This is a genomic window from Micromonospora sp. WMMD882, assembly GCF_027497255.1.
Taxonomy (GTDB): domain Bacteria; phylum Actinomycetota; class Actinomycetes; order Mycobacteriales; family Micromonosporaceae; genus Micromonospora.
On sequence record NZ_CP114903.1, the window covers coordinates 2,523,297 to 2,544,798 of the forward strand.

Sequence of the window (21,502 nt, forward strand, 5' to 3'; positions counted from 1 at the left end):
AGGGTGCCACCGGCGCGCCGCCGGGCGGCCGTCGCTCCTCAGCCCGCTCTCAGCTCCTCAGCCCGTTCTCAGCATGGGTCGGGCAGAGTGGAGGCCGAGGAGGTGCACATGTCTGTTCTGACCAACCGTCCGGTGCTGCGCTGGGTGGTGCCGGCGCTCGCCGCGGTGACCGTCGTCGGCGGGGGCGCGGCCCTCGGCCGGTTCGCCGCCGAGGCCGAGCCGGCCCTGCCGCCCCGGACCGCCGCACAGCTTCTGGTGGACCTGCAGACGTCCCGGCTGGAGGGGCTCTCCGGCACCGTCGTGCAGCGCGCGGACCTGGGACTGCCGCCGGTGGCCGGGATGCTCGCCGAACGCAGCGACGACCTGACCGCGCTGCTGGCCGGCACGCACACCATGCGGGTCTGGTACTCCGGCCCGGACAAGGCGCGGATCGCGTTCAAGGACACCCTCGGCGAGCGGGACGTCATCCGCAACGGGACCGACCTGTGGGTGTGGAACAGCCGGACCAACGAGGCCGCCCACCGGACGCTGCCGGCGGCGAAGACCGGCGAGCGCCCGGCCACGCCCGAGCTGCCGGTCACCCCGGCCGAGGCCGCCGACCAGGCGCTGGCCGCGATCTCGCCGAGCACCGAGGTCAGCGTCGGCCGGTCCGCCACGGTGGCCGGCCGCAGCGCGTACGAGCTGGTGCTCAAGCCGCGTGACGCGGCCTCCCTGGTCGACCAGGTGCGTATCGCCCTGGACGCCGAGGAGCACGTGCCGCTGCGCTTCGAGCTCTTCGCCGCCGACCGCGACGAGGCGACCGTCGAGGTGGCCTTCACCCAGGTCGACTTCGGTCGCCCCGACGCCGACCAGTTCACCTTCAACCCGCCCCCGGGCGCGAAGGTGAACGAGGACGCGAAGGTGGACGGGGACGAGCCGACCGACCGGCGGCCGGAGGGTCGGACGCCGAAGGGCGCCGCGGCCGGGAAGCCGGACGCCACCACGGTCGGGGAGGGTTGGGCCACCGTCTTCGTCACCCGGCTGGACGCCGGGGCGACGAAGGGCGCCGCCGGCAGGCCGGACGCCACGAAGCCGGACGCCGGCGAGCCGGACGCGGCTGCCCTGGACCTGCTGGGCGCGTTGCCCGAGGTCAGCGGCGACTGGGGCAGCGGGCGACTGTTCCGCGGCACGATGTTCAGCGTGCTGCTGACCGACGACGGCCGGCTGCTCGCCGGGCTGGTCGCCCCCGAGCGGCTGTACGAGGTCGCCCGCGGCTGACGACCAGGCTGGCAGGCGCCTCACGTCGGCCGTCCGCGCGGACCGTCCAGGATCCGTGTCACCGGAACCCGTTCCGGTGACACGGATCCTTTCGTGTGGACTTGGTCGCCAACCCCGGGGCAGGCTATCTTTCTCAGTTCAGGCACAAAAAAAGAACGGCAATGTAAATGCCGTTCGCCGCCATTTTAGCGAATTGGGAGAAGGCTTGTCAACGCAGTCCGGCGAGCAGCGGCACACCGACGAGATCGGCCGGGAACAGGAGTACGTCTCCATGCTGTACGGCCGGCTGGACGCGCTGCGGGACCAGGCCGGCCGCCGGCTGGCCGCGGAGCTCCGCGCCGACGGCGGCAGCATGCAGGCCCGCTCCCAGCGGGACACCGCGGTACGGATGTACGCCGAGCAGGTCGAGCAGTTCTCCGCCGTGGAGCAGGGCCTCTGCTTCGGCCGGTTGGACACCGACGACGGCTCCCGCCGCTACGTCGGCCGGATCGGCATCTTCGACAGCGGCGACGACTACGACCCGTTGCTGATGGACTGGCGGGCCCCGGCCGCCCGCCCGTTCTACCTGGCCACCGCCGCCAACCCACAGGGCGTACGGCGGCGGCGGCACCTGCGCACCCGGGACCGCAAGGTGGTCGGGCTGCACGACGAGACCCTCGACCTGGACACCGCCTCCCCCACCGGGCACGACGAGCTGACCGGCGAGGCGTCCCTGCTGGCCGCGTTGAACGCCAGCCGGACCGGCCGGATGCGGGACATCGTCGAGACCATCCAGGCCGAACAGGACCGGGTGATCCGCGCCGACCTGCACGGCACGCTCGTGGTGCAGGGCGGCCCGGGCACCGGCAAGACGGCGGTGGCGCTGCACCGCGCCGCGTACCTGCTCTACACCCACCGGCGGGAGCTCTCCACCCGCGGCGTGCTGCTGGTCGGGCCGAACGCGACGTTCCTGCGGTACATCTCGCAGGTGTTGCCGACCCTCGCCGAGACGGGCGTGCTGCTGCGCACCCCCGGTGACCTCTTCCCCGGGGTGTCCGCGCGGCGGGCCGAGTCGGCGCGGGTCGCGGCGCTCAAGGGCCGGCTGGTGATGACCGAGGTGCTCGCCGGCGCCGTCCGGGACCGGCAGCGGGTCCCGGACGCGCCGGTCGATATCGAGCTGGAGCAGCGTGACGTGCTGACCCTCACCCCGCAGGTCTGCCGGGCCGCCCGGGACCGGGCCCGGCGCTCCGGCCGACCGCACAACCTGGCCCGTGCCCTGTTCGACATCGAGGTCATCCACGCGCTCGCCGACCAGGAGGCCGACCGCATCGGCGCCGACCCGCTGGGCGGGGAGAACCTCCTCGACGAGGCCGACGTCGCGGAGATCCGCCGGGAGCTGCGCGAGGAGCCCGCGGTCCGCGCCGCGCTCGACGAGCTCTGGCCGGTGCTCACCCCGCAACGCCTGCTGGCCGACCTGTACGCCGACCCGGACCGGATCGCCGCCGCCGCGCCCATGCTGACCGCCGCGGAACGGGCGCTGCTGCGCCGGGAGCCGGGCGGCTGGGCGGTCGCGGACACGCCGCTGCTGGACGAGGCCGCCGAACTGCTCGGCGAGGACCAGCGGGCCGCCGCGGTCCGCCGGGAACGAATCCGCGCACAGGCCCGCGAGTACGCCGAGGGCGTGCTGGAGATCTGGCGGGGCTCCCGCTCCATCGACGTCGAGGACGAGGCGGAGGGCGGCGAGATCCTCGGCGTCGCCGACCTGATCGACGCCGACCGGCTGCTGGAACGGCAGGAGACCGGCGACTCGCTGACCACCGCCGAGCGGGCCGCCGCCGACCGGAGCTGGGCGTTCGGACACGTCATCGTGGACGAGGCGCAGGAGCTGTCGCCGATGGCCTGGCGGCTGCTGATGCGCCGGTGCCCGAGCCGGTCGATGACCATCGTCGGGGACGTGGCGCAGACCGGGGCGCTCGCCGGCACCCCGTCCTGGCGGGAGGCGCTGGCCCCGTACGTGGCGGACCGGTGGCGACTGGAGGAGTTGACGGTCAGCTACCGTACGCCCGCCGAGATCATGGCGGTGGCCGCGGACGTGCTGGCCCGGATCGACCCCGACCTGCGTCCGCCCCGCTCGGTGCGCAGCACCGGAACGGCGCCGGTGGACCGTACGACGCCGGCGGGGTCGCTGACCGCCGACGTCGTCGACACGGCGCTCGCCGAGGTGGCCGACCTCGGCGACGGGCGGCTCGGGGTGATCGTGCCGGCCGCGCGGGTCGCCGAACTCGGCGCGGCGGTCACCGCGGCGCTGCCCGAGGCCGCGGTCGGCGACGACCCGGCCCTGGAGAGCCGACTGGTGGTGCTGACCGTCGCCCAGGCCAAGGGCCTGGAGTTCGACGCGGTCGTCCTGGTCGACCCGGACGGCATCGTGTCGGAGTCCCCACGCGGCCACAGCGACCTCTACGTCGCCCTCACCCGGGCCACCCGCCGCCTCACCCTGCTGCGGCCGGTGTGACGGTCACTCGTCGGTGAAGCCGCCGGCGTGGCTGGCGGGGCCGGACTGGTCGCTGGTGCTGGCCCCGGCCGGGGTGCCCAGGCCGCCGGTCGTCGCGTCCCCGGTGGTGGTCGGGGCGACCGTGCCGGGGTGCCGTTCCGGCTGCCGGGCCACCCGTCGCACGCTCGCCGGGCCGGCCGTGCCGCCGGTCGTGGTGACCGCCCCCTGCCCCCGGGTCGGGCCGCCGTCGCGCAGCACCGCCGGGTCGACCGGCACGTCCGCCGGGTCGCCCGGGTCCTGCCGCTGGATCTCCTGCTGCACGTCGGTCGCGGGCTCGTTCACCTCGGCCAGGGCGTCGTCGCCGTAGACGCCGGCCAGGAGCCGCTCCTCGGCGCGCCGGGCGGACTCGCGCATGCTGTTCTCGGTCACGTCACTCACCTCGCACTGTCGGCAACCCACTGAGTGACCGGCTGCCGCCCGGCTAAACCCGGTCGGGTCCCACCGCGACCTGCCCGGTCGTGCCCGTGGACGTACCCGTCGGTTCATCCGGGCGTCTCCCGCCGGCCACTCCCGCGCGCCCGGGCCAGACGATGCTGACCGGCGGGTTGGCGGGACCCGCCCGCCCCCGGAGGGAGCAAGCGTGCGGACAGTACGCCGTACCGCGACCGCCGCCCTGGCGGCGCTGGTCGTGACGAGCGGGCTCACCGGGCCCGCGCAGGCGCGGCCACGGCCGGACCGCGCCTTCGACGTGCAGGCCCACCGGGGCGGGCTGGGTCTACGGGTGGAGAGCACCCTCGCGTCGTTCGGCAACGCGCTCCAGCTCGGCGTCACCACGCTGGAACTGGACGTGCAGATCACCGAGGACGGCCAGGCGGTGGTCACCCACGACCGGCGGGTCAGCGCCACCAAGTGCGTCGACACCGCGCCGGTCGTCCCCGGTGACCCGGAGTTCCCGTACGTCGGGAGGTACGTCAACACGCTCAGCCTGGCTCAGACGCGCACCCTGGACTGCGGCACGCGGACACTGCCCGACCGGCCGGGCCAGCTCGCCGTGCCGGGGGCCCGGATGCCCCTGCTGCGCGAGGTGTTCGACCTGGTGAAGCGGTACCGGGCCGACGACGTGACGCTGAACGTGGAGACGAAGGTGGAGGCGGGCGCGCCGCACGAGACCGCTCCTCGGGAGCAGTTCGTGCAGGTGACCGCCGCCGAGATCCGGGCCGCCGGGCTGCGTGACCGGGTGACCGTCCAGAGTTTCGACTGGGGCGCGCTGATGCGGATGCGCCAGGTCGACCCGAAGCTGCCGCTTGTCGCGCTGACCAACTACGACTTCCTCCAGGTCGGGCAGCCGGGCGCGTCGCCGTGGCTGGGCGGCATCGACATCGACGACTTCGACGGTGACCCGGTCCGGGCCGTCCGCAGTTTCGGGGCGGACGCCTTCTCCCCGGTGCACGGCTTTCCGCAGAACGGCACGGTCACCGACCCCGACTACCGCCCGTACGTGACGAAGGAGCTGGTGCGGCACGCGCGCCGTAACGGGCTCGCGGTGATCCCGTGGACGGTCAACGACGTGCCCACCATGGCGAAGCTTCTCGACGACGGCGTGGACGGCCTGATCACCGACTACCCGGACCGGCTGCGTGAGCTGCTCGCCCAGCGCGGACGCCGGCTGCCGGAGGGGTACGCCGCGCCGTTCGACATCCAGGCGCACCGGGGCGGCCGGGCCGACCGGCCGGAGAACACCCTGCCGGCGTTCGGGTACGCGCTGGAGCACCCGGGGATCTCCACGCTGGAGCTGGACACCGGCGTCACCGCCGACGGCCACCTGGTGGTGCTGCACGACCGGCGGATCAACGGCAGCCACTGCCGGGACACCGCCCCGGCGACCCCGGGCGACCCCGCCTTCCCGTACGTGGGGAAGCTGGTGCACGAGCTGACCCTGACCCAGGTCAGGACGCTGGACTGCGGCACGCTGACCGACCCGGCCCTGCCCGACCAGGCGCCCGTCCCGGGCGCCCGGATTCCCACCCTGGACGAGGTGTTCGACCTGGTGCGCGCCAGCGGCCGGGACGACGTGCGACTCAACGTCGAGACGAAGATCAGCCCGTTGGTGGCGGACACCGCGCCGTACCGGGAGTTCACCCGGAAGCTGGTCCGGGCGATCGAGCGGGCCGGTCTCACCCGCCGGGTCACCATCCAGTCGTTCGACTGGCGCACCATCACCTACGCCCGGACGCTGAACCGACGGATCGACACGGTCGCCCTGGTCTGGCAGTACGGTCCGGCCGAGTGCGCCGGCCTCGCCGACGAGTGCTCGCTGCGCGCCGTGTACGACGACCCGTGCGTGAAGAGCCCGTGGACGGCCGGTCTGGACTGGTGGCGGTACCAGGACCTCGGCAAGCTGGTGCGCGCGTCCGGGGCGACCACGGTGTCGGCGAACTGGCAGGTGCACGACCCCGGGCAGGGCACCGTGCCGGCCGCCGACTGGTACCTGCGGGAGAACCCGGCGTACTTCCACGGACCGGACGTGTCGACCCTGCGGCGGCGGTACGGGTTGACCGTGGTGCCGTACACGGTGAACGACCCCGCGGTGATGCAGCGGGTCATCGACCTGGGGGTGGACGGGATCATCACCGACGACCCGCGGCTGCTGGTCGAGGTGGCCGTCCGCAACGGGCTGCGCTGAGCGGGCCGGTCCGTGCTGCTATCCGGCCGGTGGGTGGGGTTACTGCCCTGCCCCGGCCGGGTAGCCAGGCCGTGCCCCGCCGAGTACCGCGTCGTGATCGGAACACGGAGCGGGGGCGTGGGCGCAGGACTCATCGCATCCTGAGGAGGACAAGATGAGCACACAGGCTGCAAGCACCAGGCCGCAGAACCGGAGCACGCAGGACATGTCCCGCCAGTCGATGGCGGACGCGCCCACCCGGCACATGCCGGCGATGTCCGACGGCCGCCAGCCGGCGACGGCGCCCGGCACGGAGACCAAGAACGCGCTGCTCACCACCGAGTTCTGGGTCTACGCCGCCGCCGTGACGGTGCTGGTGATCTCTGCCTTCTGGCGGGGCGGGGCCGGCAACGGGCTGAACATCAACAACCCGCAGCAGGCCTGGTTCTTCCTCACCCTGCTGACCCTGGGTTACCTGGGTAGTCGTGGCCTGGCCAAGGTCGGCAACGCCTTCCGCAGCGGTACGGAGCGGTCCAACCGGCGTTGACGCGCATGCCGTGACACCGATGGTGGCCTCCGGGGACGTCCCCGGAGGCCACCATTCGTCCCGTCCGGCGCGACGGACGGGCGGGTCACTCCTCGAAGTCACCCTCGTCGTCGCCCTCGAACGCCTCCTCGATCAGCTCGCCGGCCACCAGGCCGCCGGCCACGCCGAGCGCCCCGGCGGCCACCATGCCGCCCATGCCGCCGCCGTGACCGTGACCGTGACCGCCGTGGCCGTAGCCGTGCGGGGCGGCGAAGCCCCCGCCGCGCAGGCCGCCGAACCGGTTGACGGTCTCGCCCAGCCAGCCGTCGACCACCTGGGTCCAGTCGACCCGGTCGGCGTCGGCGTGGGAGACCGTGTACCGGCCGAAACTGTCCTGGCCGGGGGTGAGGAAGCCGCCGCGCTTGTCGCACTCCAGGACGACGTCGACGCCCTGCTGGCTCGTCACGAAGGTCAGCTCGACCTCGTTGACGGTGTGCGCGTACTGCGGGGCGGCGAAGAACTCGATCTCCTGGTAGAAGGGCAGCGTCTGCTGGACGCCGTAGATGTGCCCGCGCTCCAGGTCGGCCTTCTTGAAGCGGAAGCCGAGCCGCTGGAACGCCTCCAGGATCCGCTCGTGCACCGGCAGCGGATGCACGTTGACCTGGTCGAGGTCGCCCTTGTCGACCGCCCGGGCGATCGCCAGCTCGGTGCGCAGGCCCATGGTCATGCCGTGCAGCCGCTGACCGTAGACGTCGGTGATCGGCGTCTCCCAGGGCACCGGCAACTGGAACGGGATGGCGAGCTGCTGCTTCGGCGCGAGCTGAAGCGGGCCGCTGACGCCCATCCGGTGGAACTCCATGACTCCGGCGTACTCGCCGTCACCGCTCTCCACCTCGACCCGGGTGACCAGGCCGAGGGTGATGTGCTCGATGTTCGCCGGAGCGTCTCCGCCGACCAGGTTGACCTGGCCGTCGAGGGTGAGGCCGGGCCGGGTGTTGGGGTTGGCGAGGACGGTGTCCACACTCGGCCCGCCGACCCCGAACGCGCTCAACATCTTCTTGAAGACCATGTCGCAAACTCCCGGTGAATCGCGCCGGCCCTCCACGGTGGAACCGCGCGCTACTGCGCGCAGCGTATCGGCCTCCACTGGGAGCTGCCTGTGAGGACACGGCGACCACGTCGGTCGGCCGGGACGCCTACCGGGACCGGGAACCGCCGTCCGACGCCGGCCGGCCACCAGGGCCGACCGGCGCCGTCGTCCGGACCGGAACCGCCGATTCCGATCCGGACGGGTCAGGCGGCGGCGCAGCTCAGCGTCGGAGCGGGATTGCTGCTCTGCGCCGAGCCGATGAAGCCGAACGTCGTGCTGACGCCGGCGCCGAGGCTGCCGTTGTAGCTGACGTTCTTCGCGGTCACCGACGAGCCGCTGCCGGTGACCGTGGCGTTCCAGAACTGGGTGACCCGCTGGCCGTTGGCGTAGGTCCAGGTCACCGTCCAGCCGTTGATCGCGGACGGGCCGGCGGTCACCTTCACCTCGGCCTGGAAGCCGCCCTGCCAGGAGCCGATCAGGGCGTACGTGGCCGCGCAGCTCCGGCCGGCCGGCGGCGGCGTGGTCGGGGCCGGGGTGGTCGGCGCCGGGGTGGTCGGCGCGGGCGTGGTGGGCGCCGGGGTGGTCGGCGCGGGCGTGGTCGGGTTGGGCGTGGCGTTGCCGTAGACGGACGCCTCCCGGGCGGTCTGCTTGATGCCGTTGGCGCCGTCGAAGAGGCGCTGACCCCAACTGCTCAGGTTGTTCGGGTCGAAGTTGACCGCCAGGTCGAGGTACTCGACGCCGCCGCCGTTGCCGCTCCACGACCAGCCCAGCCAGCCGATGCCGTTGGCCTGGGAGTAGGAGAGGATGGCGTCCTCGTCGGGGTTGCCGTCGGAGTGGTCGTGCCCGAACTCGCCCACCACGATCGGCAGCTTGGCGCTGCGGAACCGGCCCAGGTAGTCGCTGACCTCCGCGGCGGTGTCGAACACCCCGTACATGTGGATGGAGAACACGGTGTTCCGCGCCGGGTCGGCGGCGAAGACCGACGCCGCGTTGTCCCGCATGGTGAAGGACCAGTCCTGGCCCCAGTTCGGGGCGTCCACCATGATGGTGTGCTCGAAGCCTGCGGTCCGCAGCCGCTTGATCGCGTTCGAGGTGTCGGTGGCCCAGGTGCCGTAGCCCTGGTTGCCGTACGGCTCGTTGCCGATGTTGAGGATGACGTACTTCTCCTGGCCGGCCAGGGCCGACTTGACGCTGATCCAGTAGTCGACCGCCTGGGCCAGGGTCGCCGCGCCGGCCTGCTCGCCGTACCCGGTGGTGTCGTGCACCTCCAGCACACAGATCAACCGGTTTTGCTTGCACAGCGAGACGACGTTGGTGACGTCCGCGGTGTCGTTCTTCGTCCAGCGCTGGCCGCTGGCGAGCACCACCCGGACGCTGTTCGCGCCGAGCCGCTTGACGTCGGCGAAGGAGCTGGTCTGCTGGGGGTACCAGGTGTGCGCGTGGTTGACGCCGCGCATGATGAACTCGTTGCCGTTGGCGTCGAGGAGCTTGCCGTCGGCGACGGTGAAACCGGCCGCCGCGTGTGCCGGTGACATGCCGAACGCCACCAGGCCGACGACGAACGCCAGCAACGCGGAGGCGACGACGGAGAGTCGTGTCTTCATGGCCTTCCTCAGGGAACGACCCCCGGCCCAAGGGGGTGCGGGATGTGACAGTCAGCGGCTGCAGCCCGACAGCCGGCCGCCCGGCGACCCGGCGACGTGGGCATCAGCGTAGGCCGATGCGACAGCCAGGGGCAACCTGAACCGGTTAAGAGATTCGGTCACCGACGGGCAGGCAGGGATTGACCGACCGCCGGCGGGGTACCCGGAGAGGATCGACGGCGAGAGGAGACGGGTCATGGTCAAGGTCGGCTACACCCTGATGTGCGAGCAGGCCGGTCCGAAGGAACTGGTCGACTACGCGGTACGGGCGGAGGCGGCCGGCTTTGACCAGCTCGTCGTCTCCGACCACTACTACCCGTGGCTGGAGTCGCAGGGCCACTCGCCGTACGCGTGGTCGGTGCTCGGCGCGGTCGCGCACGCCACCTCCCGCGCGGAGCTGATGTCCTTCGTGACCTGCCCGATCCGCCGCTACCACCCGGCGGTGGTGGCGCAGAAGGCCAGCACCGTCGGCGTGCTCTCGGACGGGCGGTTCACCCTCGGGGTGGGCGCCGGGGAGAACCTCAACGAGCACGTGGTCGGCGGTTGGCCGCACGTGCAGCAGCGGCACGAGATGTTCGAGGAGGCGTTGCAGATCATCCGGCCGCTGCTCAACGGGGAGACGCTGACCTTCTCCGGCAACCACTACGACGTGCCCGACGCGTACGTGTGGGACCGCCCGTCGCGTCCGGTGCCGATGGCCGTCGCCGCCTCCGGCCGGCAGTCGGCCACCCTGGCCGCCGAGTACGGCAACGGCGTCATCTCCACCGAGCCGGACCGCCACCTGATCGAGATGTACGACGACGCGGGCGGCGCGGGCCAGCCCCGGTACGGCCAGGTGGCGATCTGCTACGGGCCGGACGAGTCGGAATGCCGCAAGATCGTGCACGACCAGTTCCGCTGGTTCGGGCTCGGCTGGAAGGTCAACGCCGAGCTGCCCGGCCCGGACTCCTTCGAGGCGGCCACCGAGTACGTCCGGGAGGAGGACGTCGCCGAGGGCATCTCCTGCGGCCCGGACGTCGACAGGCACGTGGCCGCGTTCAAGAAGTTCGTCGACGCCGGCTTCAGTCACGTCGCCCTCGTCCAGGTCGGCGGGGACACCCAGCCGATGTTCCTGGACTGGGCCCGCGAGGAGCTGCTCCCCCGGCTACGCGAGCTGTGAGCCGGCCCGCCCCGGCACCGCCCGCGCCCCGGTCGGCTCGGACGGAGGTGACCCGGGACGGCTTCGGCCCCGCCCGGTTGCGGCTCGCGCTCGCCGCGCCCCGCCCGGCCGCCGGTCTGGTGAGCCAGTGGCGGGTGGTCGACGGCATCCGTACCCACTGCCGCCGTACCACCGAGCCGGCCGGCGGCCGCCTGCCCGTGGTGCTTGTGCACGGGCTGGCCGTCTCGCACCGGTACCTCACCCCGCTGGCGGTGGCGCTTGCCGCCACCCACCCGGTGTTCGTGCCGGACCTGCCGGGCTTCGGGTTGAGCAGCCCGCCCGCCGCCGCCTACGACGCGACGCGGCACGCCGCCCACCTGGCCGCCTGGCTGGACGCGTACCGCCTGGAGTCGGTCTGCCTGGTCGGGCACTCGTTCGGCGCGGAGGTGGCGGCGGCGCTGGCCGTCCGGCGACCCGAGACGGTCGCCGCGCTGGCGCTGGCCGGCCCGACCAGCGACCCGGCGGCCCGCTCCCGGCGGGGGCAGTTCGGCCGGTTCCTGGTGGACACCCTCCGGGAGGCGAAACTCCAGGCCCCGGTCCTGCTCCGGGACATCCTCGACGCCGGGCCGCGTCGGGTGCACGCCACCCTGTCGCACTCTGTACGCAATCCGGTCGAGACCGACCTGGTCCGGATCAGCGCCCCCACCCTGGTGGTGACCGGCAGCCGGGACCCGATCGCCCCGCCTGCCTGGCGGGACACCGTCGGCCGGCTTGTCCCGACGGCACGTGTGGTGGCCGTGCCGGGGGCCGCGCACAACGTCGCGACCACCGCGCCGGCCCAGGTCGCCGACGCGGTAAGCGCCTTCCTCGATCACTGTCCCAGGAACGGGTGAACAGCCATGCGTATCGGCAACACGGAGATCCGGCCGCTCGGTGGTGGCCTCGGCTGCCTCCTGATGATCCTCTTCTCGGTGGTCGCCTCCATCGTGCTGACCGTCCTGGTCAACGTGGTGCTCTGAGGGTGACCCGGGATCACCCCCGCGTACGCGGGGAAGAGGCCCTCGGGGTCGGTGCAGAGGAGGGCGCCGGGGGATCACCCCCGCGTGCGCGGGGAAGAGTCCAGCGTCGCCGCCCACTGCCGGAGGATCCGCGGATCACCCCCGCGTGCGCGGGGAAGAGACTTCTTGACCTGGGGCGCTAAAGATCAACTGCCGCGTTTTCCTTCACTTTGATTCGCTTGCTGTCCACGATGTGGACGGTGTCATCACACCGGACAGTGTCCGGGATCCCTCCGCCCGAAGGCAACCGCCGAAGCGAGCGAGGCCCACTCCACCAGCGGCGCCCGAGACCCGCCCCCGCAAGTACGCGAGTTCTCTTTCAACCAAGCGAGGGCCGAGCGCGGGATGGCTCCCCACCTTGCAGCGACGGAACGCACAGAGCGCTACCCGGGCTGACGAGGACCACCAGTCCGCATCAATGAAACTAAATCCTTCCGATCGGCACGACCACCCCGGATCAAGGAAATCGCATCCATGCCATCCCTCAAACGCAGACGCACACGCTATTTGCACGCGTGGGAATTGCGCATCTATAGCGGTTGTCGGAGGCAGCCGGTAAGGTCCATCGAGTTGGCGCGAACGCATGAGTCGCCAGCGGCCGAAATCGTTCCTGACTCGACAGAGCGACGTTCCACCGCTGGCGTCCTGATGTAACAAAACGCTACATGGAGAGGAGTGGCGAATGGCCGACGATATGGGATCGACCGTCCCGAGACGACAGCTCGGGCGGGCCCTGCGGGAACTGCGCTCCGAGGCCCAGATGACCTTGGACGGCGCGGCGGACGCGCTGCACTGCAGCCGACAGAAGGTGTGGCGCATCGAGAGCGGCCTCGGCCCCATCCGCCCCCTCGACGTCCGCGCTCTCTGCGATCTCTACAGCGCCACCCCCGAACTCACCCAGGCCCTCATCGCCCTCGCCCAGGAAACCAAAGCCAAAGGCTGGTGGCACTCCTACCTCGACGCCATCCCCGAATGGTTCGAGCTCTATCTCGATCTGGAGTCGAGCACGTCCCGCCTACGCGAGTACGACGACACCCTGATCCCTGGACTGCTCCAGACCCGAGGCTATGCCCGTGGCGTGTATCAACATCGACTCCGCATCTCAGAGGAGGAACGGGAGCGACTGGTCGAAGCTCGGCTCCAACGTCAGACACTCCTCCAACGCCGCCTACCACCCGCGCCGCGCTTCGAGGTGGTTGTTTCCGAGTCGGCGCTCCTTCGAGTCGTGGGCGACCCAGCCACCATGGCCGAGCAGCTACGACACCTCATCGGCATGAGCACGCTCCCCCACATCGTGATCCGGGTGCTCCCGTTCAGCACGGGCCTGCACTTCGGCGCGGTGGCTGGCCCCTTCGTCGTACTGGACTTCCCGGTCGGCAAGCGCATCGATCCCGCGCCCTCGATCATCTACAAGGAGTCGCTGACCGGGGCGCTCTACCTTGACCGCAAGGAAGAACTCGCGATCTACGAAGAAGTGTGGGCAAGCCTCACGTCGCTGGCCCTTGATGAGCAACAATCAAGGAGGCTGATTGACAAGATCACGACGGAGGTCCACCGTGGCTGACCTGACCGGCGCTCAGTGGCGCAAGAGCACCCGCAGCGGTGACAACGGCGGCAACTGCGTCGAGGTAGCCGACAACCTGCCCGGCATCGTCGCCGTACGCGACAGCAAGGACCCGACCGGTCCCGCCCTCACCTTCTCCCGCGACGCCTGGGCCGCCTTCACTGCCGTGACCGCCAGGCGCCACCGTTGAGCCAACGGGTCGACACGGGAGAGACCGCGACGTAGCTGACTGGTCACCCGACAGCCCGAGGGGCGGGCGGGCCGCCCACGCCGACCCGCCCGCCGTCCCGCCGGGATCCGCTCAGGCCAGGTCGTACGCCAGGCCGGGCCAGAACCTCGGCAGGGCGCTGAACCACGCCTTGCCCGGTCGCACGTTGCACCCCGACACGCTGCGGCTGTGCAGGCCGAACGCGTACCGCTTGCCCGACGAGGGAAGCCAGTAGACGCCGCCTCCGCTGTCCCCGGGACACGGGTCGTACCCCTCGTACCGGACCAGACCCCGCTGCGACGCGTCACTGGTCTTGGTGATCACACCGCACGGGTTGCCGAACGTGGCGGGCGCCGCGTACCGGGCCGACACGCAGACCACGTCGCCGACCCAGATGAACGACATCGTGTGCGCCCGGCCCTTGACCGGCACCCAGGTCGAGGCGGAGATGGCGATCCGGCCGAGGGTGTCCGCCGCGTACCCGGCGTTGGTGACCTGGATGGCCCCGGCGTCCACCGCGCCGGAGTTGAGCGCGTTCACCGGGTGCATCGGGCCGATCGGGGTGCCGGCGGTGGACCAGTTGGTCACCGAGCCGCCGCCGCAGTGGCCGGAGGTCAGCGCCCACCGCGTGCCGGTGCTGCTGCGCGCCGTGAAGCCCAGCGAGCAGCCGCCGCCGGAGCGCCGGATCACCAGGCCGGAGCGCAGGTTGTCGTTGCAGTTGGCCCGGGACGTGCAGACGTCCTCCTCGACCTCGTCGACGCTAGCCGGCACGATGGTCGCCCAGCTCGGCACGGCGCCCTTCGGGAGGCTGGCCTCCTCCTGCGCGGTGAGGGCGACGGTGACCTTGTTGCTCTCCACCTCGACCCCGACCCGGCCCTTGGCCAGCACGGCGAGCTGGTCGGCGCCGGCCCGGACCGTGTCGGCGAGCCGCTCCAACTCGTCGTAGCTGCGCTCGACCACCCGGGCCTGGACGGTGAGCCCGAGGGAGCGCCCGACCGTCGCGGCGCGGTCCGCGCTCGCCTGATCGGTCAGCGCCACGTGGGTGACGCCCGACAGCGGGTCGAAGTGCCCCCCGCCGTACGTCTGGGGCTCCTTGGCCAACTGCTCGTGCAGCTGCTTGCGGGCGTCCTGCTGGCTGGCGGCGAGCCTGGCGGCGCCGTCCGAGATGGTCGGGTAGACGGTCCGGTAGGCGAGGATCGCCGCCTGGATCTCGTCCTGGCCGCTGTCGGCGGCGACCGGGTCGGCCGCGTACGCCGGCGCGGACAGCGTCGACGCGATCAGCGCCAGCACGACCGCCCCGGTCAACAGTCGAATACTCCTCATGCGCTCCTCCTCGGAGAGGGTTGACTACCGGTAGAGGAGTCGCAGGCGGCGCGCGAAATACATGTGGATCGACATCTGATCCGGTCAGGCCGGGTCGAGGTCGAGGTCGACGACGACCGGGTAGTGGTCGGAGGCGTGCTCGGTCTCGCCGCCGCGCGCCACCCGGCAGCCCCGGGCCAGCGCCGCCAGCGCGGGCGTGCCGAGCAGGTAGTCCAGCCGCATCCCGGAGAACTCCACCCCGCCGCCGCACGCGGTCGGGGCGGTCTCCGGCGGGCCGTCGCCGGCGCGGTCGAACAGGTCGACCAGCCCGGCCCGACGCAGCCGGGCCACCGCGCGGGTCTCCGGCGTCCGACCGTCGCGGCGCAGGTGCCGGGAGCGGTACGCGGCCGGCAGTCGGGCGATCCGGGCGGTATGGTCGACGCCCGGCTCCAGGGTGTTCAGGTCCCCGGCCAGCAGCGCCAGCTCCCCCGGGGCGCGGCGGACGGCGGCGGCCAGCCAGCCCGCCTCGACCCGCCGCCGCCACCCCCGGTACGGGTCCAGGTGGGCGCTGACGACGGTCAACGGCCCGGCGGCGGTGTCCACGGTGACCCGCTGCGCGGCGTGATGGAACGGGCGACGCACCGGGCCGGCGGCCCGCGCCCGCCACGGCGGCCGGACCAGCACCGCGACCGGCTGACCGAACCGGGACCGGACCAGGTACGCCCGCATCCCCACCGCCTCGGCGAACCGGTCGGCCGTCCCGTCCCGGTCGAAGCCGCGCAGCTCCTGCACGGCCAGCAGGTCGGGACGCTGCTCGGTGACCACCCGGACCACCCGGTCCAGGCGGTCGGGGCCGCCCCGGTCCCGGCCGCCGGTGCGGATGTTCCAGGTGATCACCCGCAGCATCGGCGGCCCCTCCGGCTCAGTCGACCCGCCCGGCCCTGACCAGCTCGTCGTCGAGGGTGTCGACGTCCTCCGACTCGATGGCCGGCTGGTTGCCCTCGGCCACGTCGGCGTTGGGCCGGATCACCCAGTAGAGCAGGCCGATCCAGCAGACGGTGAGCAGGATCGCGCCCATGAAGTCGGTCGGGTGGTGCATGCCCCGGTACATCCGGGACACCGCCACGCCGACCGGCATGACCACCGCGAGGGCCACGAAGACCCAGCGCCACCACCGGTCGGTGCGCGGGAACACGACGATCGCGATGGCCGTCCACAGGCAGAGGGTGGCGGCGATGTGTCCGGACGGGAACGACGAGGTGGGCATCGGACCGTCCAGGTTCTCGATCGGCGGGCGCGGCCGGTCCACCGCCGCCGCGCTGGCGAGGAAGAGGCTCAGCTCGCCGAACATGGTCAGCGCCACGAACAGCACCGGCCGCCAGCGCCGCCAGACCGCCAGCACCAGTGGGCAGAAGACCAGCGAGATCAGCAGGATGGCGTGGGTGTCGCCGACCTTGCTCCACCAGTAGCTCAGGTCGTCGCGCCCCGGGGTGCGGTGCGCGTCGAACCAGTTCGGCACGGCGGTGTCCAGGGTCGCGAAGAAGGTGCCCTGCGCGTGGTAGCTGACGAAGGTGCCGAAGCCGTACAGCACCCCGAGGACCAGCACCCAGCCGATGACCAGCTCGGCCACCCCGGCCCGGGGGTGCGGCAGCAGCCGCTCCTCGTCGGGGGCGGGGGCCACGTCGTGCGCGGCCTCCGGCTCCAGACCCTCCCCCAGCGGTACGGCGGGCCGGCCGCGCTCCAGCCGCCACAGCCGGAACGCGTACGCGGTGACGCCGAGCCACGCCGCGCCGAGCAGCCACGCCCCGAGCACGTCGGAGACGAAGTGGACGCCGAGCGCGACCCGGGTCAGGCCGACCAGGAACACGACGACGGCGGTCACCACCATCGCCGGTCGCCGCCACCGGGGCCGCATGGCCGGCAGGAAGACCAGCAGCAGCGCGCCGTACGCGACCATCGAGCCGAGCGCGTGCCCGCTGGGGAAGCTCTCCCCCGCGTAGCTGCCGATCGGCACGTCCACCTCGGGGCGCAGCCGGTCGACCAGGGTCTTGAGGGTCGGGTCGAGGATCAGCGCCCCGGCCCCGGTGACCAGCAGGTACACCGCCAGCCGGCCCTGCCTGCGGATGAGCAGGCCGACCACCCCGACCGAGACCAGCCAACCGATGACCGTCAGCCCGCCCAGACCGGTGAGCGCGTTGAGCACCGTCACCAGTGGACCGTGCGGGGCGACCTGCGCGTTGAGCCAGGCGGCGACGCCGTGGTCCACGTCGTACAGGGGCGTCCACTGGCTGCGCACCAGCACCAGCAGCACCCCGAAGCCGACCCCGGCGCCCAGCACCAGGGCCAGACCGGCGAGGCTCCGCTCGGTGAAGTGCCCCAGGGGTCGACGTAGAACATCCTTGACCGCGGCCACGGCAGCCTCCCTCGTCCTCTGGCGTGCCGCTTTACCCGAACGGTCGATCCGGTACACGTGGCGGCCGGCGGTCGTCCGCCCGCCGCGCTACAGCCCGGTCATCTCCCCGGTGTCGTGGATCTCGGCACGTCGGGCCTCCGGCTCCCACAGGTCCGGCTGGGCCGGGTCCTGCACGCCGATGCGTACGGCTTCGAGCTGGGCGGCGAAGGCCAGCCCCCCGAAGAGCGCCATGCCGGTGAGGTTCGCCCAGAGCAGCAGGGCCATGATCCCGGTCAGCGACCCGTACGTCTGGCCGAAGTTGTCGGCGAACGCGACGTACCCGGCGAGCAGCAGGCTGGCCAGCCACCACAGGACGGTGGCGATGATCGCGCCGAACAGCAGCCAGGACAGGCCGGGCTGCCGGCGGCGGGGGGTGTGCCGGAACAGCACCGCGACGGCGAGCACGGTCAGCGCGAGGCTGAGCGGCCAGCGCAGCAGGTTCCAGGCGCCTTCGAGGGTGTGCCCCCAGGCGTAGTGCCGGCGTACCGAGTCGCCCATCGGGCCGCCGCCGACCAGGATGAGGAACCCGGTGAGCGCCGGCAGGCCGGCGGTGACCGCGAGCACGGCGGCGCGCAGGTACTTCCCCAGCGCCGGCCGGTCCCGCTCCACGCCGTAGATCCGGTTCGCGCCGCGTTCGATCTGGGCCATGGTGGAGGTCAACGCGACCAGGCCGGTCAGCAGGCCGAGGGTCAGCGCCAGCTCGCCGACGCTCTCGGTGCGCTCCCGGTCGTCGAGCAGCTCGGTGACCATCTGCTCGCTGGCGCCGGGGGTGAGGGCCAGGACGGTGTCCGCGACGATCTCGCCGCCCTCCTCGACGCCCAGCTCGCTGATCAGCCCGGTCAGGGCGATCATGAACGGGACGACGGCGAGGCAGAGCTGGAACGCGAACGCGCGGGCGTGACTGAAACCGTCGCCGTAGCGGAACCGGATGAACGCGTCCCGCAGCAGGTGCCAGCCGCCCTCCCGGCGCAGCGTGTGCCAGGCGTCGTCGGCGGACAGCTCCTCGTCGGCCATCAGCCGGGTCTCCGGGACGATGCGGGTGCTACTCACCGCGTGCCTCCTCGACCCGGCGCTCACCCCGCTCCGCGACGGCCTCGGCGTCCTCGGCGAGGTCGGGGTCCTCGGCCGGACGTGGCACGCAGAGCCACAGCGCCTGGGGGCGGATCTCGGCGAGCAGCCGCCGACCGGGCTCGATCAGGTCGCCGTCCAGCTCCCGGGGCTGGGCGCGGTTGCTGGTGATCTCGACGCGCCGGCCGCGGTAGACCTCCAGCCGGGGCACCTGGTCGCGGCGACGCAGCACCGCCCAGCCGAGCGCCAGCCAGTGCCGCAGGGTGCGGGGGGTGAGCACGGCGACGTCGAGGTGGCCGTCGTCCGGCTCGGCCTCGGTGAGCAGGGTCAGCCCGCCCTGGAGCCGGCCGACGTTGGCGATCAGCACCGAGCGGGCGCGGCGGCGCAGCGGCTCGCGGTCGTCGACGCGGATGGTGACCCGCATCGGCCGGTCCCGCAGGTGTCGGGCGGCCCCCATCACGTACGCGGGCCAGCCGATGCGCGCCTTGGTGGTCTCGGAGGTGTCGGCGAGCATCTGGGCGTCGAAGCCCATGCCGGCCATCACCACGAAGTGGTGCTCGTCGACGGCGCCGACGTCCAACCGGCGGCGTCCGCGTTCGATCGCCACCTCCAGCCCGGCGGCGAGGTCGCCGGAGAGGCCGAGGTTGGCGGCGAGCAGGTTGCCGGTGCCCTGCGGGAGCACCGCCAGGGCGACGTCGGTGCCGACCAGCCCGCTCACGCAGGACATCACGGTGCCGTCGCCGCCGCAGGCGAAGACCACGTCGACGCCCTCGGCGACGGCCTGTTCGGCCTGGCCGCGGCCGGGGTCGTCGAGGGTGGTCTCGTACCAGATCGGCGCCGGCCAGCCGGCGGCGGTGAGGGTTTCGTCGACGGTGCGACGTAACGTGTCGAGATCGGGCACCTTGACCGGGTTGACCACCACGGCGGACCGCAGCCCGTCCGGTCGCGCCGCGCGCCGCGTGTCCTCTCCAGCTTCCACGGCGCAAGTGTGCAGCACGACCGCCCTGGCAGCGACCCGACGGCGACCGTCGTTGAACAAACCACAAAAAGGTTTCGGCTCGTCCGGCCGCCCGAGAGGGTCAGGCCGCCGCCCGCAGCGCCGTCTCGACCCGGCGGCGCAGGTCGGTCAGGTCGACGCCGGCGTCGTGGAGCGCCCGGGCGGCGAGCCCGTCGCCCTCGTGGAGCAGGCCGAGCAGGACGTGCTCGGTGCCGATGTGCCGGTGACGCAGGCGCAGCGCCTCCCGCAGGGCCAACTCCAGCGCCTTGCGGGAGCCCGGCGCGAAGGGGCCCCTGCCGCTTCGCCGCCACCAGCCATCCCGGCGCGGCGGCGGCGGTCGGCGTAGCGCGCCCGGCCCGAAGGACTCCTCGATCCGGGCTTCGATCGCGGCCAGGTCGATACCGATCTGGCGCAGCGCGTCGGCGTCGTCCTCGCCGGGAACCGCCCCTTGATCGAGGCGTCGGCTGATCCGGATCCGCAGGTCGTCGCCGGTGACCCCGGCGTCGGCCAGTAGCCGGGTGGCCAGCGCGTCCCGGTCGGCGAGGAGCGCCAGCAGGAGGTGGTGGGTGCCGACCGGCTCGCGGTCGGCCTCCCGTCGGGCCTGCCGGACCACCTCGCGGGCACGGTCGGTGAACCGTTCGAACATCACGCCTCCCAGGAGCGCTCGACCGCCGGTCGCCCGGCGTGTTTCTTGTGGACCGCCTGCCGGCTCACCTCGAGCGCGTCGGCGATCTCCTGCCAGGACCAGCCCGCCCGTCGGGCGTTGTCCACCTGGACCACCTCCAACCGCTCCAGCAGCCGGCGCAGAGCGAGCACCGCCCGCAGGCCGACCCGGGGGTCGGCGCTGCCGGCCGCTGCCGCGAGTTCCGTAGCCTGACTCATGCCGTCAATCTACGTTGATAGCACCCTCTTGTCAATCCTGGTTGACGCCCTGGCGGGCCACCCCGGTGATCCGTACCATCGAAGGTCGTCTTCGAATTTCCGGACGAACGGTCGCGTCCGGTCTCCTCGACGCCGGGACGGCGCCTTCGACGACCGTCCCGTCCCGACCGCCCTGCGAGGCGGCGCCCAACCTCGTCGAGTGACCGCCGGCCCCCTGCCGAACTGTCCACGGCAGGGGGCCGGCGTCCGCCGGCCGACCGCCGCGCCGGCCCGCCAGTTCCGCGGAGTCACCCCGACGCCGCCGGTCCCGCCACTACTGTCGGCGGTGGTACCGCGACCCGGGAGGTGACCCGCGATGAGCGCAGCCGCCGACGCTCCCGTGGTGGTCGGGGTCAGCGGTTCCGAGGAGAGCCTCGCCGTGGTCCGGCTGGCCGCCCGGGAGGCGGCGGAGCACGGCCGCCGGCTCTGCGTGCTGCACGCCTTCGACTGGGCGTCCGCCCTGGCCGCGCCGAGCGTCGTCGGGCACCGGGCCGAGGCGGAGCAGGCCATCGCGCGGGCCGTGTCGGTCGCCGACCGGGTCGCCCCGAAACTGCGGGTGGACGCGCAACTCCTGGAAGGTCCGGCGGTGGCCGGGTTGCTGCGCCGATCCGAGTCGGCCTTCCTGGTCGTGGTCGGCGACGGCGGCCTGACCAGCCGGCAGTGCGCGCCGGCCGACGCGGCGGCCGTGCAGGTGGCCGCCCGCGCCGGCTGTCCGGTGCTGGTGGTCCGGCTGGCGCCCCCGCCGGACGGGCCGGTCCTGGTCGCCCTGGACGGCTCGGCGACCTCGCGGGCCGCCCTCGACTTCGCCTTCGACTGCGCCGGCCGGCACGACGGCCGGCTCCGCGCGGTGCGCGTGGTCGAGCCCGGGGACGACGCCGGCCGCGGCGAGCAGGACCTCGCCGACGTCGTGGACCGGTGCGCCCGTCGCCACCCCACCGTCGTCGCCGAGCGGGAGGTGCTGCGCGGCGAACCCGGGCCGGTGCTGGTCGAACAGTCCCGCACGGCCCGTCTGGTGGTCGCCGGCACCCGCGGTGACCAGCCCGGACGCGGCATGCTCGGCGCGGTCAGCCAGTCCCTGCTCTACCACGCGCCGGCCCCGGTGGCCCTGGTGCGCCGGGTCCTCGACGAGCGGTGACGGCGGGCGCA

19 protein-coding genes are annotated in these 21,502 nt (G+C 72.9%); 9 read left to right on the forward strand and 10 right to left on the reverse strand.

What is annotated here, in order from left to right:
- The first annotated feature begins 108 nt into the window (after positions 1–108).
- Positions 109–1,257, forward strand: coding sequence for a sigma-E factor regulatory protein RseB domain-containing protein (locus tag O7606_RS10135; RefSeq protein WP_281598808.1), 1,149 nt, complete (start codon positions 109–111; stop codon positions 1,255–1,257).
- A gap of 271 nt (positions 1,258–1,528) precedes the next feature.
- Positions 1,529–3,748, forward strand: a complete 2,220-nt coding sequence (locus O7606_RS10140; RefSeq protein ID WP_281599586.1) for a UvrD-helicase domain-containing protein — start codon at positions 1,529–1,531, stop codon at positions 3,746–3,748.
- A 3-nt stretch (positions 3,749–3,751) separates the two neighbouring features.
- Here the strand turns inward: O7606_RS10140 and O7606_RS10145 are convergent, their stop codons facing one another.
- Positions 3,752–4,141 carry a hypothetical protein gene (locus O7606_RS10145; RefSeq protein ID WP_281599588.1) on the reverse strand — a complete coding sequence of 130 codons (390 nt, stop codon included), beginning with the start codon at positions 4,139–4,141 and terminating at the stop codon, positions 3,752–3,754.
- A 226-nt stretch (positions 4,142–4,367) separates the two neighbouring features.
- On the opposite strand from O7606_RS10145, the gene O7606_RS10150 reads away from it, so the two are divergent.
- Both O7606_RS10150 and O7606_RS10155 read left to right on the forward strand, forming a co-directional pair.
- Positions 4,368–6,410, forward strand: a complete 2,043-nt coding sequence (locus O7606_RS10150; RefSeq protein WP_281598809.1) for a glycerophosphodiester phosphodiesterase family protein — start codon at positions 4,368–4,370, stop codon at positions 6,408–6,410.
- A gap of 244 nt (positions 6,411–6,654) precedes the next feature.
- A complete protein-coding gene (locus tag O7606_RS10155; protein WP_348651162.1) occupies positions 6,655–6,936 on the forward strand; it encodes a hypothetical protein in 282 nt (93 codons plus the stop codon).
- Positions 6,937–7,021: 85 nt separating this feature from the next.
- Here the strand turns inward: O7606_RS10155 and O7606_RS10160 are convergent, their stop codons facing one another.
- Positions 7,022–7,984 carry a sporulation protein gene (locus O7606_RS10160; protein WP_281598811.1) on the reverse strand — a complete coding sequence of 321 codons (963 nt, stop codon included), beginning with the start codon at positions 7,982–7,984 and terminating at the stop codon, positions 7,022–7,024.
- A 224-nt stretch (positions 7,985–8,208) separates the two neighbouring features.
- Positions 8,209–9,609, reverse strand: coding sequence for a cellulase family glycosylhydrolase (locus O7606_RS10165; protein WP_281598812.1), 1,401 nt, complete (start codon positions 9,607–9,609; stop codon positions 8,209–8,211).
- Positions 9,610–9,844: 235 nt separating this feature from the next.
- On the opposite strand from O7606_RS10165, the gene O7606_RS10170 reads away from it, so the two are divergent.
- The 4 genes from O7606_RS10170 (at position 9,845) to O7606_RS10185 (ending at position 13,598) form a co-directional block, all read left to right on the forward strand.
- Positions 9,845–10,807: a TIGR03557 family F420-dependent LLM class oxidoreductase gene (locus O7606_RS10170; protein ID WP_281598813.1), complete on the forward strand. Its 963-nt coding sequence runs from the start codon at positions 9,845–9,847 to the stop codon at positions 10,805–10,807.
- Between the two features lie 47 nt (positions 10,808–10,854).
- Positions 10,855–11,679, forward strand: coding sequence for an alpha/beta fold hydrolase (locus O7606_RS10175; RefSeq protein WP_281598814.1), 825 nt, complete (start codon positions 10,855–10,857; stop codon positions 11,677–11,679).
- A gap of 847 nt (positions 11,680–12,526) precedes the next feature.
- Positions 12,527–13,408, forward strand: coding sequence for a helix-turn-helix transcriptional regulator (locus O7606_RS10180; RefSeq protein WP_281598815.1), 882 nt, complete (start codon positions 12,527–12,529; stop codon positions 13,406–13,408).
- Entirely contained in the window at positions 13,401–13,598 is a 198-nt protein-coding gene (locus tag O7606_RS10185; RefSeq protein ID WP_281598816.1) for a DUF397 domain-containing protein, read from the forward strand. The genes O7606_RS10180 and O7606_RS10185 overlap by 8 nt, the downstream gene beginning before the upstream one ends.
- Positions 13,599–13,709: 111 nt before the next feature.
- On the opposite strand, the gene O7606_RS10190 is transcribed toward O7606_RS10185, so the two are convergent.
- The 7 genes from O7606_RS10190 to O7606_RS10220 all read right to left on the reverse strand — a co-directional run bounded on the left by O7606_RS10190 (position 13,710) and on the right by O7606_RS10220 (position 20,317).
- Entirely contained in the window at positions 13,710–14,939 is a 1,230-nt protein-coding gene (locus O7606_RS10190; RefSeq protein ID WP_281598817.1) for a hypothetical protein, read from the reverse strand.
- Between the two features lie 84 nt (positions 14,940–15,023).
- Positions 15,024–15,824 carry an endonuclease/exonuclease/phosphatase family protein gene (locus O7606_RS10195; protein WP_281598818.1) on the reverse strand — a complete coding sequence of 267 codons (801 nt, stop codon included), beginning with the start codon at positions 15,822–15,824 and terminating at the stop codon, positions 15,024–15,026.
- Between the two features lie 16 nt (positions 15,825–15,840).
- Positions 15,841–17,331 carry a phosphatase PAP2 family protein gene (locus tag O7606_RS10200; protein WP_281598819.1) on the reverse strand — a complete coding sequence of 497 codons (1,491 nt, stop codon included), beginning with the start codon at positions 17,329–17,331 and terminating at the stop codon, positions 15,841–15,843.
- Between the two features lie 87 nt (positions 17,332–17,418).
- Positions 17,419–18,420, reverse strand: coding sequence for a YihY/virulence factor BrkB family protein (locus O7606_RS10205; protein WP_281598820.1), 1,002 nt, complete (start codon positions 18,418–18,420; stop codon positions 17,419–17,421).
- The gene (locus O7606_RS10210) at positions 18,413–19,417 is read right to left on the reverse strand and encodes a diacylglycerol kinase family protein (RefSeq protein ID WP_281598821.1); all 1,005 of its coding nucleotides are present in this window, start codon (positions 19,415–19,417) and stop codon (positions 18,413–18,415) included. Before O7606_RS10210 ends, O7606_RS10205 begins: the two co-directional genes overlap by 8 nt.
- 100 nt (positions 19,418–19,517) lie before the next feature.
- Positions 19,518–20,081, reverse strand: coding sequence for a Clp protease N-terminal domain-containing protein (locus tag O7606_RS10215; RefSeq protein WP_281598822.1), 564 nt, complete (start codon positions 20,079–20,081; stop codon positions 19,518–19,520).
- A complete protein-coding gene (locus O7606_RS10220; RefSeq protein ID WP_281598823.1) occupies positions 20,081–20,317 on the reverse strand; it encodes an HTH domain-containing protein in 237 nt (78 codons plus the stop codon). Before O7606_RS10220 ends, O7606_RS10215 begins: the two co-directional genes overlap by 1 nt.
- A 355-nt stretch (positions 20,318–20,672) precedes the next feature.
- On the opposite strand from O7606_RS10220, the gene O7606_RS10225 reads away from it, so the two are divergent.
- Complete coding sequence (locus O7606_RS10225; RefSeq protein ID WP_281598824.1) at positions 20,673–21,491, forward strand: universal stress protein; 819 nt, start codon at positions 20,673–20,675, stop codon at positions 21,489–21,491.
- The last annotated feature ends 11 nt before the right edge of the window (positions 21,492–21,502 follow it).